12 protein-coding genes and 1 pseudogene are annotated in these 15,695 nt (G+C 65.7%); 2 read left to right on the forward strand and 11 right to left on the reverse strand.

The window, feature by feature from the left end; genetic code table 11:
• Window positions 1–155: 155 nt before the first annotated feature.
• Together V8683_RS30490 and V8683_RS30495 are read left to right on the forward strand one after the other, a co-directional pair.
• Entirely contained in the window at window positions 156–3,428 is a 3,273-nt protein-coding gene (locus V8683_RS30490; RefSeq protein WP_411193557.1) for a carboxyl transferase domain-containing protein, read from the forward strand.
• Between the two features lie 112 nt (window positions 3,429–3,540).
• A complete protein-coding gene (locus tag V8683_RS30495) occupies window positions 3,541–4,896 on the forward strand; it encodes an MFS transporter (protein ID WP_411193087.1) in 1,356 nt (451 codons plus the stop codon).
• A 61-nt stretch (window positions 4,897–4,957) separates the two neighbouring features.
• On the opposite strand, the gene V8683_RS30500 is transcribed toward V8683_RS30495, so the two are convergent.
• The 11 genes and pseudogenes from V8683_RS30500 to V8683_RS30550 form a co-directional block, all read right to left on the reverse strand.
• Window positions 4,958–5,686, reverse strand: coding sequence for a GntR family transcriptional regulator (locus tag V8683_RS30500; RefSeq protein WP_411193555.1), 729 nt, complete (start codon window positions 5,684–5,686; stop codon window positions 4,958–4,960).
• Between the two features lie 64 nt (window positions 5,687–5,750).
• Window positions 5,751–6,149 (reverse strand): oxalurate catabolism protein HpxZ, encoded by a 399-nt coding sequence (gene hpxZ / locus V8683_RS30505; protein WP_411193553.1) that lies wholly within the window; start codon window positions 6,147–6,149, stop codon window positions 5,751–5,753.
• A gap of 2 nt (window positions 6,150–6,151) precedes the next feature.
• Window positions 6,152–6,817, reverse strand: coding sequence for a cysteine hydrolase family protein (locus tag V8683_RS30510; RefSeq protein ID WP_411193086.1), 666 nt, complete (start codon window positions 6,815–6,817; stop codon window positions 6,152–6,154).
• A gap of 62 nt (window positions 6,818–6,879) precedes the next feature.
• Window positions 6,880–8,493 carry an ABC transporter ATP-binding protein gene (locus V8683_RS30515; protein WP_411193085.1) on the reverse strand — a complete coding sequence of 538 codons (1,614 nt, stop codon included), beginning with the start codon at window positions 8,491–8,493 and terminating at the stop codon, window positions 6,880–6,882.
• A gap of 2 nt (window positions 8,494–8,495) precedes the next feature.
• Window positions 8,496–9,188: a biuret amidohydrolase gene (gene biuH, locus V8683_RS30520; protein ID WP_411193084.1), complete on the reverse strand. Its 693-nt coding sequence runs from the start codon at window positions 9,186–9,188 to the stop codon at window positions 8,496–8,498.
• 77 nt (window positions 9,189–9,265) lie between these two features.
• Entirely contained in the window at window positions 9,266–10,192 is a 927-nt protein-coding gene (locus V8683_RS30525; protein WP_411193083.1) for an ABC transporter permease, read from the reverse strand.
• The gene (locus tag V8683_RS30530) at window positions 10,185–11,336 is read right to left on the reverse strand and encodes an ABC transporter permease (protein ID WP_411193082.1); all 1,152 of its coding nucleotides are present in this window, start codon (window positions 11,334–11,336) and stop codon (window positions 10,185–10,187) included. Before V8683_RS30530 ends, V8683_RS30525 begins: the two co-directional genes overlap by 8 nt.
• 29 nt (window positions 11,337–11,365) lie before the next feature.
• A complete protein-coding gene (locus V8683_RS30535) occupies window positions 11,366–12,463 on the reverse strand; it encodes a BMP family ABC transporter substrate-binding protein (RefSeq protein WP_411193081.1) in 1,098 nt (365 codons plus the stop codon).
• Window positions 12,464–12,502: 39 nt separating this feature from the next.
• On the reverse strand, window positions 12,503–14,368 hold the full coding sequence (gene atzF / locus V8683_RS30540) for an allophanate hydrolase (protein WP_411193080.1): 1,866 nt from the start codon (window positions 14,366–14,368) through the stop codon (window positions 12,503–12,505).
• Window positions 14,369–14,617: 249 nt separating this feature from the next.
• Window positions 14,618–14,857 (reverse strand): annotated as a pseudogene (locus V8683_RS30545) (IS701 family transposase); the annotation flags it as partial.
• A 537-nt stretch (window positions 14,858–15,394) separates the two neighbouring features.
• Window positions 15,395–15,695: hypothetical protein (locus tag V8683_RS30550; RefSeq protein WP_462880724.1), on the reverse strand; the 301-nt coding region annotated here is incomplete at its 5' end.

Below are 15,695 nucleotides of genomic sequence, written 5' to 3' on the forward strand. Positions count from 1 at the left end.
TAGGTGCCGCCCCGCACAGGGGCAACCCTGGCAAACCACCACGAACACAAGGAAAGGCTAACTAACTAAACCCACGAAAAAAAATCCAGAAATCGAATTTCAAAACACTCACTAACCGTTTCCTCCCCATTGATTCCGCTGTCATGACTCGAACCCTGTTCAACAAAGTCCTTATTGCGAACCGCGGCGAGGTCGCCCTGCGGATCGTGCGTGCATTGCGCGAACTGGCCATCGCGAGCGTCGCCGTCTACGCGGACGACGACGCCGAGGCACCGCACGTGCGGGCGGCCGACGAGTCCGCCGCGCTAGGCGCGGTGGGGCCAGCCGCGTATCTGGACGCCGCGCGGCTGATCGCCATCGCCCGCGAGCACGGTTGCGACGCCGTGCATCCCGGCTACGGCTTCCTGAGCGAGCGCGCCGATTTTGCCGCCGCGTGCGCGCAAGCGGGTTTGCGCTTCATCGGCCCCATGCCCGAGCAACTCGCGCTGTTCGGCGACAAGGCCCACTCGCGCGCGCTCGCGCAGCGCTGCGGCGTGCCGGTGATGCCGGGCAGCCAGCAGGCAGTCACGCTCGAAGAAGCGCAGGCGTTCTTTGCCGCGCAGCGCGGCGGCAGCGTCATGATCAAGGCGATCGGCGGTGGCGGCGGGCGCGGAATGCGCGCGGTCACGTCGATCGACGATCTGCCGGCCGCCTACGAGCGCTGCCGCAGCGAGGCGAAGGCGGCATTCGGCGTGGACGGTGTCTATGTCGAGCGGCTGATGACCGGCGCGCGCCATATCGAGATCCAGCTCGTCGGCGACGGCCACGCGGTGCTCTCGCTCGGCGAGCGCGAATGCACGCTGCAAAGGCGCTTCCAGAAGCTTGTCGAAATTGCGCCGAGTCCCTCGCTGACCGACGCGCTAAGGCAGAGCATCGTCGCCGACGCGGTTGGCATGGCGCGCGAGGTTCGCTACATGGGGCTGGGGACGTTCGAGTTCCTGGTCGACGAAAGCTCAGACGATCTGCCCTACGTGTTCATCGAGGCCAATCCACGGTTGCAGGTCGAGCACACGATCACCGAGGAAGTAGCGGGCGTCGATCTGGTGCAGACGCAGATCGCCATTGCGGCCGGCGAGCGGCTGGCCGATCTCGGCCTCGATCCCGGCGCGCCGCCTGCGCCGCGCGGCTTCGCGATCCAGTGGCGCATCAATGCGGAAACGCTCGACGCACAGGGTCAGGCGCAGCCGGGCAGCGGCAGGCTCACGCGTTTCGATCTGCCGGCCGGACCGGGCATTCGCGTCGATACGCACGGCGTCGCGGGCGGTTCGCCTTCGCCGCATTACGACACGCTGCTCGCGAAGTTGATCGTCCATACGCGCGGCGCGTCGTTCGACGCGGCGCTGCGCCGCTCGCTGCGCGCGCTCGCGGAGTTCCGCATCGCGGGTGTCGCGACCAACCTGCCGCTGCTGCGCGCGCTGGCCGCCCGGCCGGAGATGGCGAGCCAGCAGATTCACACGCGCTGGCTCGAAGCGGTGCTGCCGGCGCTGGTGGACGCGGCGCGCGAATATGCGGATCCCACGGATGACGGCACCCGCGTTCCGGCCGGCGCATCGCAGGAGGCGCATCCGGCTGCGCCCGAACACGCGGTGCTCGCGCCGATGCCGGCGCGCGTCGTGCAGCTTTCCGTTTCCGAAGGCGACGTGGTGGCGGCCGGTGCGGAGCTTGGCGTGCTCGAATCGATGAAGATGGAGCATCTGCTGCAGGCGCCTCACGCGGGCCGCGTGATGTCGATTCTCGCCGCGCCCGGCAACTATCTCGCACAGGGGCAGGCGGTGCTGGTGCTGGAGCCGGTCGACGCGGCCGCAGTGGAAACGGTATCGGCCGAGGCGGCGCGCGATCCGGACTGCATCCGCGCCGATCTGCAGAAGGTGATCGACCGGCACGCGTTGACGCTCGACGCCGCGCGTTCGGAAGCGATCGCGAAGCGCCGTGCGCGCGGCGGCCGCACGGCGCGCGAGAACATCGCGGATCTGTGCGACGAAGGCAGCTTCATCGAATACGGTGCGCTCGCGATTGCCGCGCAGCGCAGCCGCCGCACGCTCGACGACCTGATCGCGAACACGCCGGCCGACGGCATCGTCACCGGAATCGGCGGCGTGAACGGCGCCCTGTTCGGCGCGGAACGCGCCCGCACGACGGTGATGTCGTACGACGCGACCGTGCTGGCCGGCACGCAGGGCTTTTTCAATCATGCGAAGACCGACCGGCTGCTCGAACTGTCGCTCAAACAGAAGCTGCCGGTTGTCCTGTTTGCCGAAGGCGGCGGCGGCCGGCCGGGCGACGAGTCGTTGCGCGGTCCCGGACTCGACGTCGGCACCTTCGCGAGCTATGCGGTGCTCTCGGGCCAGGTGCCGGTGGTGGGTATCGCTGCGGGCCGCTGCTTCGCCGGCAACGCGGCGTTGCTCGGCTGCAGTGACGTCATTATCGCCACGCGCAACAGCAACATCGGCATGGGCGGCCCCGCGATGATCGAAGGCGGGGGACTCGGCGCCTACACGCCGGAGCAGATCGGGCCCAGCCATGTGCAGCACGCGAACGGTGTGATCGACGTGCTGGTGGACGACGAACGCGAGGCGGTGGGCGTCGCGCGCCGCTATCTGGCCTTCTTTCAGGGCGCGATGAAGGACTGGCGCGCGCCCGATCCGGTCGGGCTGCGTCATGTGGTGCCCGAGAACCGGCTGCGCGTCTACGATACGCGCGCGGCAATGACGGGACTCGTCGACGAAGAGAGCCTGCTGATGCTGCGCGCGGGCTTCGGCACCGGGATCCATACCGCGCTCGCGCGCATCGAGGGCCGCCCGGTCGGGCTGATCGCCAATAATCCGCTGCATCTCGGCGGCGCAATCGACGCGGACGCGGCGGACAAGGCGGCGCGCTTCCTGCAGCTGTGCAATCTCTACGGACTGCCGATCGTGAGTCTCGTCGACACGCCGGGCTTCATGGTCGGCCCGGACGTCGAGACGACCGCGCAGGTTCGGCACGTGAGCCGGTTGTTCGTGACCGGGGCGCATCTGCGCGTGCCCGTGTTCGCGGTGGTGCTGCGCAAGGGCTACGGGCTCGGTGCGATGGGGATGACGGCCGGTGGCTTCCACGGGGCCGTATTCACGATCAGCTGGCCGACCGGCGAGTTCGGCGGGATGGGGCTCGAAGGCGCGGTCAGGCTGGGTTACCGCAAGGAGCTGGAGGCCCTGCCGGCCGGCCCCGAACGCGACGCGCTGTTCGACAAGCTGCTCGCGCGCCAGTACGAGCGCGGCGCGGCGCTGAGCATGGGGGCGACGCTCGAAATCGACGCGGTCGTGGATCCGGCCGAAACGCGCGCGTGGCTCGTGCGCGGGCTCGCGTCGACGAAGGTTGACGAGCAGATCATGCCGTTCGTCGACACGTGGTAATCGGGTAATGCGCCTCCGCAGGACCACCTGAGGTTTGTACCAAGTAGTATAAACATTGTACTGATTGGTATATTCGGTTTCGTTGCGTCGAACTTCTATTCAGGAGTGTGCAATGACATCAGTGGCAGCGCCCGCACCGAACGAGACAGTTTCCGGATCGGCGGCCGACAAGGCGATGTTTTCGACAATCGTCTGGCGGCTGATGCCGTGGCTGTTTCTCGCGTATGGCGTGAACTACGTCGACCGCATCAACATCGGCTTCGCGAAGCTGCAGATGGCGCAGCGGCTGGAATGGGGCGATACGGTGTTCGGCATCGGCGCGGGGATTTTCTTCATCGGCTATCTGATGTTCGAGATCCCGAGCAATCTGATGCTCGACCGGATCGGCGCACGCAAGACGCTGCTGCGCATCATGTTCTGCTGGGGCATTGCGGAGAGCGCGCTGATGTTCGTGCGCACGCCGCTGCAGTTCTACGTCGTGCGCTTCGTGCTCGGCTCGTTCGAGGCAGGCTTCTTTCCCGGCGTGATGCTGTACCTCACGTACTGGTTTCCTGGCGCGCGGCGTGGGCGCATCATTTCGAAGTTCATGATCGCGATGCCGATTGCGGGCATCCTGGCCGGTCCGACTTCGGGGGCGGTGCTGAAATTCCTCGACGGAGCCGGCGGCTTGCAGGGCTGGCAGTGGATGTTCGTGGTGCATGGCGTGCCGGCATCGATACTCGGTGTGCTGATCTTCGTATTCCTGATCGATCGTCCCGAGCAGGCGCCGTGGCTTTCGCTGGAGCAGAAGCAGCGGCTGCGCGAATTGCTCGACGCGGACCGCGAGCACGCCGCGCAGCCGGCGCACGGTTCGGCGCTGCGCGTGCTCCGCGATCCGCTGGTTTGGGTATTCACCGTCACCTACTTCCTGACGCTTGGCGGAAGCTACACGCTGGCCTTCATGTTGCCGAGCATCGTCAAGAGCTGGGGGATTCCGGACCCGTTCGTGGTCGGTCTCTGCACGGTCATTCCTTATGTCGTGACCGTGCTGGCCCTCATGGCGTTCGGCAGCAGCTCGGACCACTTCCATGAGCGTCGCTGGCACTTCGCGCTCTCCATTCTGATCTCGGCTCCCGGCGCGGCCGTGATCCTGCTGGCGCAAGGGCATGTCGCCACGCAACTGATTGGGCTCACCGCCGCCGTGCCGGGCACGATCGTCAATGCCGCGATGCTGTTCGCCCTGGCCACGGAGCGGCTGCCGAAGCGCGACGCCGCTGCGGGCATTGCCATGATCAGTTGCTTCGGCAATCTCGGCTCGGCGGTGGCGCCGGTCATTACCGGACGAATCGTCGAAAACACCGGCAAACCGATGACGAGCCTCTATTTCATGATCGCGATTTATCTCGTCGCGGTGGTGTGGCTGATGATGAGGGTGCCGGCACGCGCGGCGGGTGAGAGCGACGACGTTCGTCTGCCGCGGGGCGCGTGACGACGCGCTGTCTGGTGGTCCTTCAAGGCGTCGCGCCTGGGCGAGTGGCGCGCCGCCGTTGTCAGCTCACGAACGGCAGCTTCATGTCGCGCGCGGTCGCGAGCATCGACAGCGTGATCTTGCGCACTTCCAGTTTGCTCTGCGTAATGTGAGCGCGTAGCAGAAGGCTGGCCTCGCCGAACTTGCCCCGGTCGATCAGGTTGAGCATGGCCGAGTGCTCGTCGTAGGTCGCATTCGTGCGGTGCGCCTTGAGAAAATCGAGCCGCCGCACGATGCGGATGCGCTCGGTCACTTCATTATGCACCCGCAGCATCTCGGTGTTGCCGGCCGCGCCAACCAGCCCGCGATGGAAATTCTCGTCCAGCACGAACATCGCGGCCGGATCGCTCTCGCGCTGCGCAGCGTCGACGCACCATATGGCCCGCAATGCTTCCATCGAATCGTGCGGCGCCGTCGAAAGCCGTTCGATGGCCGCGAGTTCGAGCACGATACGCAGGTCGTAAAGCTGGTCGAGCTGGTCGAAGTCGATGTCGCAGACCTTCCAGCCGCGCCGGAAACCCACTTCGAGATAGCCCTCGCGCAGCAGCCGGAATAGCGCATCGCGCATGGGCGTGCGCGACACGCCGTAGTGCTGTGCGATGTCGTTTTCGGAAAAGCGGTCGCCCGGAAACAGCCGGAAGCTGAAGATGTCCTGCTTGAGCCGCAGGTACACCTGTTCCGCAAGCGGGTTCACGCTATAGGCCGCCTTGGCCCCGGAGGCTTCGGCAGTCGCTTCGCGCATGTCGTCCATGAGTCGGGTTTCGTCGGTGTCGAGGGGTGTGCGTCGCATCGGTACGCCTGTGATTATCCGCCCTTCAGACCGGTTCGATCAGGCTGACGTGCGCTGCCACGATCGTCCAGCCGCCGAAGGTCCGGTCGGCAGCGCCGATGCGGGCCCAGGTTTGCATCTGGCGGCCCGTCAGCGGTGTGGCGTCGCTCGTGAATTCGGTGCTCACGGTTGCGAAGTCATTGCCGAATGTGGTCACCACGGTGCGACGGAGACGCCGCGAGCGCGGCACCGGCGCGCAGCTTTCGCGCCAGCGGCGGATCGCCTCGCCGCCGTGCTGGATCTCCGCAATGCCGTAGCGCACCGTTTCGGGCGCGTCCCAGAACAGCGCGTTCATCGTTGCGACGTCATTGTCGACGAGCGCGCGCTCGTATGCCTCGAAGGCTGCCGCCACCTCCGCGACGATGGCGGGGCGGTTTAATTCCATTGTCATCGGGCTGCCTCCAGCAGGGCGTCGAGCGGCGCCGTCCAGCCGACGATGCCGCCTTGCGAGTGAATCATCGCGAGGGTCGCGTCGCGAAACGCGGGAATGTAGCTCGCTGTCGCGTCTTCGATCAGCAGGCATTCGTAGCCTCGGTCGTTGGCTTCGCGCATCGACGTTTGCACGCAGACTTCGGTTGTCACGCCGGCAAACACGAGGTGCGTGATGCCGCGCATGGCGAGCTCTTCGCCAAGGCGCGTGGCGTAGAACGCGCCTTTGCCGGGTTTGTCGATCACGAGTTCGCCTTCGAGCGGGGCGAGCGCATCGACGATCGCGTTGCCGGGTTCGCCGCGAATCAGGATGCGGCCCATCGGCCCCCGATCGCCGATGCGTGCATTCGGCGTGCCGCGCAGCCGCTTGGCCGGCGGGCAATCGGAGAGATCGGGGGCGTGCGACTCGCGCGTGTGCACGATTTGCCAGCCCGCTGCCCGCGCGTGCGCCAGCAGTCGCGCTACCGCCGGCACAATGCCGGCCAGCAGGGAAACGTCGTTGCCGAGCGCCTCGCCGAAGCCGCCCGGCTCGATGAAGTCGCGCTGCATGTCGATGACGATGAGCGCGGTATGGCGCGCGTCGAAAGTGAACGGTGCGGGCTTCGCCCGTGCAACGGTGGTCATCGTGGACTTTCTCCTTCTTTTGGCGGGTACTTCATCGCATCCTTGCCTGGCCTCTGCCTGGTTCATGCGCCGGCATGCAGCACCGCGGGTTCGGCCACCGGCGGCGCGCTTTCGTCGCCGTGGCCGGCCATGTGACGTCCGAGCGCCACGCGGTCGGCCTCGCTGGCGGCCGTCTCGTACACGAGCCGCCCTTCGGCCATCACGACGATGCGGTCGGCCAGTTCCAGCAGTTCGTCCAGGTCTTCGCTCACGAGCAGCACGGCCGCGCCGGTATCGCGCGCGGCCAGGATGCGTGAGTGAATATCCGCGACCGAAGCGAAGTCGAGACCGAAGACCGGATTCGCGACGATCAGCACGTTCACGGGCTGCCCCAACTCGCGCGCCAGCACGGCGCGCTGCACGTTGCCGCCGGACAGCGTGCCGATGGCGCGCTCCGTTTGCGGTGGCCTGACGTTGAACTCGGCGATCAGCCGCCCGACGCGCACACGCATGGCGCGGCGGTCGAGCCACCAGCCGCCGCGGCGCAGCGGGATACGATCGAAATCTCGCAGGGCCATGTTCTCGGCCACGCTCATGCCTGCCACGCAGGCATTGCGCAGCGGCTCCTCGGGCAGCGCGAACACGCGCAGGCGCGTCATCGCTTCGCGCGTCGCTGCATAGGGCGCGCCTTCCACGGTCATCTCGCCCGACCGGACCTTGCGCTGGCCCACGAGCGCCTCGATCAGCTCCTTCTGGCCGTTGCCCGACACGCCGGCAAGTCCGAGAATTTCGCCTGCCCGCACTTCGAGCGTCGCTTCGCGCACGGCCGCGTGGCCGCGGTCGTCGACGATCGAGAGATTCGAGAGTGCGAGCCGCACGGGCGCATCGGCCGGGCAGGGCGGCCGCGCGGGCCGCAGTTTGCCGGCGTCTTCGGCAGCGCCTGCACGCGCTTCGGCGCTCGCTTCGGTGCCCATCATCCACGCCGCCAGCCGATCGCGGTCGGTATCGGCCACCGCGCAGGCGCCGACGAAGCGGCCCTTGCGCAGCACCGTCACGTCGTCGGCATAGGCCATCACCTCGCGGAACTTGTGCGTGATCATCAGCACCGTGAGGTCGCCGCGCGAAGCCAGCGTACGCATCAGGCCGAGCACCTCGTCGGCCTCCTGCGGGGTGAGCACGGAGGTGGGCTCGTCGAGGATCAGGAAGCGTTGCTGCAAATACAGTTGTTTGAGAATTTCGAGCTTCTGTTTCTCTCCCGCGGCAAGCGACGAGACCGGCGCATCCAGTGCGATGCGAAACGGCATGCGGCGCATGAACGCCGCGAGCCCCGCGCGTTCGGCAGTCCAGTCGATCCGCCACGGCAGGCTGCCGCGCGCAAGCAACAGGTTCTCCTCCACGGAAAGACCCGCCGCCAGCGTGAAATGCTGGTAGACCATGCCGATACCCAGCGCCTGCGCGTCGCGCGGCGAGGCGATGCGCACCTCGCGCCCATCGGCCAGTATCGCGCCGTGGTCGAGCACGCCGTAGCCCACAAGCCCCTTCACGAGCGTGCTCTTGCCCGCGCCGTTCTCGCCGAGAAGCGCGTGAACGGTTCCGGGCGCCACCTTAAGCGAAACGTCGTCGAGCGCGCGAAACGCGCCGAACGACTTGCCTGCACCGATCACCTCGATGCCGAGCGCACGCATGGCGGTGGCCATGATCAGCGCTCCAGCGCGGCAGCGAACGCCGCCGAATCGGACACGGTGCCGAACACGCCGCCCTGCATGAGGATCATGTTGAGCGCGGCGTCGTGGTTGCCCTGGTCGGTGGCGCCGCAGCAGTCGGCCAGCACGGTGCATTCGAACCCGCGGTCGTTGGCCTCGCGCATCGTCGTATGGACGCACACGTCGGTCGTGATGCCGGTGAGCACGAGATTGGCGATGCCGCGCGTGCGCAGGATCAGTTCGAGATCGGTCGCACAAAAGGAGCCCTTGCCGGGCTTGTCGATGACGATTTCTCCGCGTAGCGGCGCGAGTTCGTCGATGATTTCCCAGCCCGGCTCGCCGCGCACGAGAATGCGTCCGCAAGGCCCATCGTCGCCGATACCGATGCCGTTCGTGCCCGCCTGGCGGCTGCGCCAACGCTTGTTCGCGGGCAGGTCGGAGAGGTCCGGACGATGTCCCTCGCGCGTGTGGATGACGGTGAAGCCGAGCTCGCGCATGAGCCCGAGCACACGCTTGATCGGCTCGATCGGGGCGCGCGTGAGCGAGAGGTCGTAGCCCATCTTGTCGACGTAGCCGCCGTAGCCGCAGAAATCGGTCTGCATGTCGACGATGATGAGCGCCGTGTTGTCGGGACGCAGGTTGCCGTCGTAGGGCCAGGGGTAGGGGCGGGCTTCGATGTAGCGGGTCATGGGATTCTCCGGGGCACGTGCCCGGGAAGCGGGCGCGTTGCGATTTCGATCAGGTATCCATATTGATTAATTTGCGCTTATCGCGTGAGACTCAGTTCGCCGGGCGCTCCCGCGAGCGTGCGGTCGGGGCGGCAGTTCGCGATCATGAGCGCAAGCGTCAGCACATAAGGCGCCGCGTTGAACAGGTAGTAGCCGGTCGTCACGCCGATGGCCTGCAGCGCGGGACCGAGCGCGCCCGCGGCGCCGAACAGCAGCGCGGCCCACAGGCAGCGCAGCGGCTGCCAGCGCGCGAAGATCACGAGCGCGACGGCCATGAGGCCCTGGCCGCTCGACAACCCTTCGTTCCAGCTACCGGGATAGACGAGCGAGAGATACGCACCGCCCACACCCGCGAACAGTCCGCCCACGGCGGTTGCAATCACGCGCACGCGCGTGACCGGATAGCCCATCGCGCGAGCGCTTTCGGCGTTCTCCCCGACGAGCCGCAGCGTCATGCCCCAGCGCGTCGAGCGCAGGCCCCACTGCAGAGCGAACGCCAGTGCTATGCCGATGACGAATAACAGATTGACGTGCAGCGCATTGTGCAACTGCGGCGACGAAGACCAGGCGCCGAGATCGATAGACGGCAGCATCGGCGCCTGCGGTTCGATGAACGGTTTGCCAACGTAAAACGCGAGGCCGGTGCCGAACAGCATCATCGCAATGCCGAACGCGATATCCGAGACGCGCGGCAGCGAGCAGACGAGTCCATGCAGGCCGCCGAGCACGAGTCCCGCGAGCGCGGCGCCAAGCACGCCTATCCACGGCGAACCCGAGAGATACGACGCCGCGTAGCCGCACATCGCGCCGGACACGAGGATGCCTTCGAGGCCGAGATTGACGCGGCCGCCCTTTTCCGTGAGGCATTCGCCCAGGCTCACAAACAGGTAAGGGGTGCTAACGCGTATGGCGCCGGCGAAGAGCGAAAGCAGCAGCACGGCCGCGGGCGAGTGAAGATCAGGCATGGTGAGCGCGCTCCGGCGAAATGGCGGAAACCGGCAGAGAATCGGCCTGCAGCCTGACGCGCCACTGCGCGAGGCGAGGGCTGAGCGCCTCCCAGGCCAGCAGGTTCGCGAACAGCAGGCCTTGCAGCACGAGCGTGGCGGCGTCGGGCAGATCGAGGCGGCGCTGCAGCAGGCTGCCGCTCGACTCGATGCCGCCGATCAGCATGGCGCAGACGATCACCGCCAGCGGGTTCTGGCGCGCCGCGAAGGCCACGAGAATGCCCGCATAGCCATAGCCCGAAAGCAGCGAGGCGTTGGCGCTGCCCTGCACGGCGGCGACCTCGAACATGCCGGCGAGTCCCGCGGATGCCCCACCCATCGCGCAGGCCGCGAGGGCGAGCCCGCTCACGGGCAGGCCGACGAGACGCGCCGCCCGCACGTTGCCGCCGGCCACGCGCATCGCAAAGCCCAGCGTGCTTTGACGCACGAGCACCCAGGCGGCCAGGCAGGCGAGCACACCCCAGAAGAGGCCCCAGTGCACGTCGAGTCCGGGCAGCGAGCCGACGGACATGGCATCGGGAATCGGCAGCGTCGAGGGCTTGTTCAGGCTCGCAGGATCGCGCAGCGGTCCTTCCACGAGGAACTTGAAAACGGCGATCGCGATGTACGACATCAAGAGGCTGCTGATGGTCTCGTTCACGCCGCGCCACTGGCGCAGGGCACCCACCGCGCCAATCCATAGACCGCCCGCGAGCATGCCGGCAATGGCCATGAGGGGCGTGGCGACGAACCAGGGCGTGGCAGGCGGCAGACATTGCGGCATCACGGCCGCCGCGAGACCGCCCAGCGCGAGCGCGCCCTCGCCACCTATCACGATCAACCCGACCTGGGCGGGCAGGGCGACGCACAGCGCCGTGAACATGAGCGGCGCGGCGCGCAGCAGCGTGTTCTGCCATGCGAACGACGATCCGAACGCACCTTCGGCGATGAGGCCGAGCGCATCGGCCGCCGGTTGACCTTGCACGAGCAGGAAGGCGCCGAAGAGCGCGAGCGTGGAAACCACGGCACAGGCCGTCGGCAGCGCGGGCAGCACGGCAAGCACCAGACGGGCCACGCCGGGCGAGAGGCCGTGCGACCCGTGAGCGGGCGAAACGGAAGCAGACATCGCAACTCCTGGCGAAGGCGCGGGCGCCCTCAGATCTGGCCGACGACGCCGGCTACGAGGTAATTCATGTTTTCGAGCGCGATGTCGGTTTGCGCGTAGCTCGTGCCGGCCGTGATGGCATTGCCGCCCTTGTTGTCCTTCATGGGCCCCTTGAAGATGACGTATTGGCCGGCGACCATCTTCGCCTTTACCGCGTCGGCATTCGTGCGCGCGCCGGGCGTCACCTTCGCGCCGTAGGGCGACATCTTCACGAAGCCTTCGCGCAGACCGCCGCGCAAGATATTGGGCTGCGCCTTTCCGGCCTGGGCCTGGGCGACGAGCAATTTGTAGGGCGTGGCCCAGTCCCACTCGGCACCGGTCAGGTAGCCCTTGGGCGCGAGCGCGGCCTGGCTCGCGTGATAGCCGCAGCTCATGACGCCGCGCTTTTCCGCGGTTTCGATCACGACCTTGGGCCCGTCGACGTGGCAGGTGAGGACGTCGCATCCCTGATCCACGAGACTGTTCGCCGACTCCGCTTCCTTGACGGGCATCGACCAGTCGCCCGTGAAAATCACGTGCGTGGTGATGGATGGGTCGACGCTCTGCGCGCCCAGCGTGAACGAGTTGATGTTGCGCAGCACCTGCGGGATGGGCTTGGCCGCGACGAAGCCGAGTTTTTTCGACTGGCTCGCATGGCCCGCCACCACGCCGTTCAGGTACTGGCATTCGTCGATATAACCGAAGTAGCTCGTGATATTGGCCGGGTCGCCCTGTTTCCAGAGGCCGCCGCAGTGCGCGAAGTGCACCTTCGGATATCGGGCGGCCATCTTCAGCACGTGCGGATCGAAGTAGCCGAACGAAGTCGCGAAGACGAGCGTCGCCCCGTCCTGTTCGATCATCGCCTCCATCGTCTTCTGCACGGCGATGGTTTCGGGCACGTTTTCTTCTTCGACCACCTTCACGTTGGGCAGCTTCTTGATGACGGCCGCGGCCTGCGCCTGGGCCTGGTTATAGCCGTAGTCCTCGCGCGAGCCAACGTAGATCACGCCGACGGTAAGCGGTTCGGCGCCGAAGGCCAGATCGAAGGGCAGCGCGCTGCCCAGTGCGAGCGCGCCAGCGCTCTTCATAAAGTCACGGCGTGTGGTCATGGTTGGGCTCCTCGTGGATTCTCTGGATTGGGCAGGGCGCTACTGGACGGATGGGGTTTCGGACTGAGCCTCGGCTTGCGCGGCGCTCGCGAGCCACGCGCGCCAGCCGCCGAACGACGTGATATCGAGCGCGCCGCTGCCTGGTCCCACGGCGGCCGGCTCGCAGATGAACCCTTTGACGGTGTGGCCGTTGGCGGTCCGGACGCTGCCGATGCCGAGCGGCGCGGGCACGTTGGCCACGAAAGTGCCGAAGGTGCGTGCCGGGATCTCCCAGAGCTCGATTTCGATTGGCATTCCTTCCTGTTGCGGCGTATGGACGAGTGCGGGCTTGGCTGGCGTCGTATGGGCGAGAGCATAGAGGCGGTGGTGCGACGAAGTCGTGGTCGTCTCGACGAAGCGTGCGCCGGCCTCTCGCATCTGCCAGCAGAGCGGTTGACCGCGCAGATGGGCGCCGACCACCGCGAGCGTGATGGTGGGCTCCTCGAAGGGCAGCGGCTGAGCCGCAATCGCGGCGGCATCGCCTGCCAGCCCCGATGAGCGGCCCGCCATGAAAAGCGCCTGGATCTGAGCGCCCAGCACGGCGAGCCGCTGGTCGGCGCCGGCGGGCGCGATCAGCGTGATGCCCGCGGGCAAGCCATCGGCGCGGCGCGGGCCCGGCACGGCGAGCGCGCACAGGTCCAGCAGGTTCACGAAGTTGGTGTAGACGCCAAGCTGGCTGTTCGCGCCGATCGGGTCCGCTCGCACCGCGTCGAAGGTCGGATGCGTGGGTGTGGTGGGTACGATCAGGATGTCGAAGGTTTCGAACATCGCTTCGACTTCGCGCCGTAGCGCGGCGAGGGCGTACTGGCCGTTGAACGCGTCGGCGGCGCTGTAGCGGTCAGCCTTCGCGATGATCTCGGCGACGACCGGATCGATGTCGGCGCGATTCGTTTCGAAGAAGGTACTGAGCGCGGCGCGCCGCTCGGCCACCCACGGGCCATCGTAAAGCAGCGCAGCCGTGCGCTGCATCGGTTCGAACGGCACACGTATGGGAGCGGAGCCCAGGCGGGTCGCAATCGCATCGAGCGTTGCCGCAAAGGCCTGCTGCGCTTCTCCGTCGCCAAAGAAGGTCAGCGGCTCGGGCACCGCGAGACGCAGCGGCGCATGGGGCAGGCCGAGCGCCGGCAGGCGCCGCGCGTAGCTGTCCTCGGCGTCGTACTTCGCCATCTGCAGCAAGACCTGCCAGGCGTCGCCCACGTCGTGCGCGAAGATCGACACGCAATCGAGGCTCCGGCACGCGGGCACCACGCCTCGCTTGCTCACGAGCCCCGGCGTGGGTTTGAGACCCACGAGTTCGTTGAAGCCTGCCGGCACGCGCCCCGAGCCCGCCGTATCCGTGCCGAGCGAAAAGGCGACGAGTCCCGCCGCAACGGCAACGGCCGAGCCGGAACTCGATCCGCCCGAGATGTGCCGGTCGGACTCGAACTGCCGTACGCCGCCATGCGGCGAGCGCGTTCCCACGAGGCCGGTGGCGAACTGATCGAGATTCGTTTTGCCGATGAGGACGGCGCCGGCGTCGAGCAGGCGGGCGACAGCGAACGCCGTGCTGCCGGGCGTGTATGCGAATGCGTTGCAGGCTGCGGTGGTCGGCAGGCCGTCGACGTCGATGTTGTCCTTCACCGCGAAGGGCACGCCGAACAGCGGCAACCGCTCGAAAACAGCCGCGCCGTGACGGGCCAGGGCTGCTTCGAGTGCGGCAGCGCGTGCGGCGAGATCGGCCGCGTTCACGCGCGAGATCCAGATTTCCGGGCGCGCGGCGCCGTCAATACGCGCGCTTACCGCTTCGAGAATCTCACGGGGCGTGTTCTCACCGCTCGCATAAGCATGAAGCAGCGCTCGAATCTTGAATGGAGTCGTTGTTGGCATGAGTGCAATCTTGAATACAAGATGGCATCCAAAAAGCAGAAACTATGCCAAGAGGTGAGTTTTTGTCCTCGGAGCGTTGCAGGGCAAGGGGTTGCGGGTCAGCGCAAGCCGCAGGATGGACGGGCGGACGTGATGCGGGATGGTGCGGTCCGTGCTCAGGCTGGTGCATGTGTCCCACACGGTGTGCAAGTGCTTCCTGGTGATTTGTACTCAAAAATCACGTTGACCACCGGATTACATGGTCAATGCGTATTGGTCGAGGCCACACTCTCCCTCGGCGGCCTCGAATCCGACTTCGATTTCCCATCGCCTGCCCGCAACGCTGACCACGGTCTGGCAGGTGACCTTGCTTCGAGGTGCATAGACGACGTAGTACGCATGCTCGCGTTTATCGTCGAGGCGACGCCAGGACCGTGATGGCAAGGCTTGAGCGATCTTGTCGGCGCGTGCGTAAATAGGACCATTCCACCACAGCGGCTCGCTCTCGCGTGGGTTTTTGACGGTAAGTGCTCCAGTAGACCGCATTCAAAACCCTCGCGTCGGAGTCAATGAGTATCGACGCTTACAGATAAGCCCTGGTATGTTGAGTTTACGGGTTTTGGACATCGAATCTCATGGCATAAAAGTTTGCTGTGCCCCATTTCGTTCCGTCCAGAGTGCGAATTGTGCAATGCCGAGTTGGAATTCTTTCGAAAATGAGTTGACGGAATTATATGGCCATACTGAATGATTAAATAAAAATTAAGATAAGTGGATATCTTCTATCTACGATCAATGGAAATTAATGAGGTGGATGATTAATTCATACCCAAGGATTCTTCTTGGATTATCTCGATGCAAGAGCGATGAGATTAAATAAAATTCATTAACGTGAAATGAGATCAGGTAGCAAAAGATAGGGGAAGCGTGTTGAGCCGTGTTTGGGAGGGGTGGGAAAGGGTCCTGTTTCCTGGAATGATCGTTTGACGAAGGGAAAAATCATCCAGGACGTGATCGTTCAACGTCTCCCGGTGATTTGATGAAAATTCACAACGCCAGCGCATTCATCATTCGCTTCGCTGACCCGGCTTTGATACATTGATTTAGAGCACAAGAAAGCAGGCAACAGAATACCGTTTCAGCTTCCTCGCAGCAGCTGTGAACGCCCGCGACACGGGCAAAGATGGCAGAGTCCATGAATGGGTCGGATGGCACTACTTGTAGCAAGCGTTTTCGCTCACTTTGTAAACCATCGGGTAAAGTTAGTAGTACTGCGCCCGGCCTTTGTGAAGATATGGAGGAGAGGATGAAGAAGGCTTTGCTTGCCGCAGCGCTCATGTCTGCGGGA

The sequence above is a fragment of the Paraburkholderia sp. AV2 genome (assembly GCF_054968425.1).

Coding starts and splice junctions, on each gene's coding strand:
- V8683_RS30495 (WP_411193087.1), top strand. CDS start 3,541: ATGACATCAGTGGCAGCGCCCGCACCGAACGAGACAGTTTCCGGATCG.
- V8683_RS30500 (WP_411193555.1), bottom strand. CDS start 5,686: ATGGACGACATGCGCGAAGCGACTGCCGAAGCCTCCGGGGCCAAGGCG.
- hpxZ (WP_411193553.1), bottom strand. CDS start 6,149: ATGGAATTAAACCGCCCCGCCATCGTCGCGGAGGTGGCGGCAGCCTTC.
- V8683_RS30510 (WP_411193086.1), bottom strand. CDS start 6,817: ATGACCACCGTTGCACGGGCGAAGCCCGCACCGTTCACTTTCGACGCG.
- V8683_RS30515 (WP_411193085.1), bottom strand. CDS start 8,493: ATGGCCACCGCCATGCGTGCGCTCGGCATCGAGGTGATCGGTGCAGGC.
- biuH (WP_411193084.1), bottom strand. CDS start 9,188: ATGACCCGCTACATCGAAGCCCGCCCCTACCCCTGGCCCTACGACGGC.
- V8683_RS30525 (WP_411193083.1), bottom strand. CDS start 10,192: ATGCCTGATCTTCACTCGCCCGCGGCCGTGCTGCTGCTTTCGCTCTTC.
- V8683_RS30530 (WP_411193082.1), bottom strand. CDS start 11,336: ATGTCTGCTTCCGTTTCGCCCGCTCACGGGTCGCACGGCCTCTCGCCC.
- V8683_RS30535 (WP_411193081.1), bottom strand. CDS start 12,463: ATGACCACACGCCGTGACTTTATGAAGAGCGCTGGCGCGCTCGCACTG.
- atzF (WP_411193080.1), bottom strand. CDS start 14,368: ATGCCAACAACGACTCCATTCAAGATTCGAGCGCTGCTTCATGCTTAT.